Here is a 1,503-nt window from a genome sequence, read left to right on the forward strand (position 1 = left end):
GCCGGCGGCGGTTCCTGACGCCCCGGCAGCCGCGGCGGCCGGTGAACGGGGTCCCGCCGGGGGCCCTTTCGGCCCCTCGTAGCGCCGACCTTGTGGATTTGTCGACATCCAGGACGTGATTTCGCCCGCAGAAGTGAAGGTCACCGCGTTCCGGAGCGCCGGGCCCCCGTTCGGCCGCGTAGCTTTGGGGCGTTACGCCAGCCGCTGAGGGAGCAGTCGTGGCACGGAAGATCGGCAGCCGGTACACAGCGCACCAGATCCTGGGGCGCGGCAGCGCGGGCACGGTGTGGCTGGGCGAGGGGCCGGACGGGCCGGTCGCGGTCAAGCTGCTGCGCGAGGACCTCGCCTCCGACCAGGAACTGGTCGGACGCTTCGTCCAGGAGCGCAGTGCGCTGCTCGGCCTGGAGCACCCGCACATCGTCTCCGTCCGCGACCTGGTCGTGGACGGGAACGACCTCGCCCTCGTCATGGACCTCGTCCGCGGTACGGACCTGCGCACGCGCCTCGACCGGGAGCGGCGGCTCGCCCCCGAGGCGGCCGTCGCCATCGCGTCCACCGCGACGTGAAGCCGGAGAACGTCCTGCTCGACATGCAGGGCCCCCTCGGGCCCGGCGGCGCGCACCCGGCGCTGCTGACCGACTTCGGCGTGGCCAAGCTCATCGACCACCCGCGCCGGGCCCCCGCCCCCGCCGGGGCGCGGGTGGCGGCGCCGGCGACGCGGATCATCGGGACGCCGGACTACCTGGCCCCGGAGATAGTGGAGGGCCTGCCCCCGCGGGCGGCCGTCGACATATACGCCCTCGCCACGGTGCTCTACGAGCTGCTGGCCGGGTTCACCCCCTTCGGCGGGGGCCACCCGGGCGCGGTGCTGCGCCGGCACGTCACCGAGACCGTGGTGCCGCTGCCGGGCATCCCCGAGGAGCTGTGGCAGCTGATCGTCCAGTGCCTGGCCAAGGCGCCGGCCTCGCGGCTGCGGGCCTCGGAGCTGTCGGTACGACTGCGGGAGCTGCTGCCGCTGCTGGCCGGGATGCCGCCGCTGGACGTGGACGAGCCGGACGACGCGGAGCCGGCGGAGCCGGAGGCGGCGGCCGCCGCTTCGGAGGAGTCGGCCGCCTCGGATCCGGTGCGGAGGCGGGGGGTCGTACCGCTGGTCCCGGGGTCCGCGACGGACTCCAACCGGGACACGCACACCTCCATGCGGGTGCCGACGCCGGACGAGCTCGCGGGCGGGGCGCTGGGCACCGCGCGCGTCCCGCGTCCGGCCGGCGGGCACCGGCCGGGTACCGCCCGGCACCGGGCGGAGGCGGTGCGCAAGCGGAGGCTGGTCCTCTCGGCGTCGGCGGTGGCGCTGGCCGCGGCGGTCGGCGTGGGCAGCTGGCTGGCCACCTCCGGCGACGACCCGGCCCCGCCCCCGCGCGACACGAAGCACTCCTCGCCGTCCCGGCCGTAGTCCCGGTGGCCGCTGCGCGGAGCTGGTCCCCTACCCGCCCTTCACCCGTTCTC

At 76.1% G+C, this 1,503-nt stretch carries 1 pseudogene; it reads left to right on the top strand.

The features are described from left to right. Nucleotides 1–218: 218 nt before the first annotated feature. A pseudogene (locus tag VR44_RS38165) lies at nucleotides 219–1,450 on the top strand (serine/threonine-protein kinase). Nucleotides 1,451–1,503: the final 53 nt, after the last annotated feature.

This window comes from Streptomyces katrae (assembly GCF_000966975.1).
GTDB classification, from domain to species: domain Bacteria; phylum Actinomycetota; class Actinomycetes; order Streptomycetales; family Streptomycetaceae; genus Streptomyces; species Streptomyces katrae.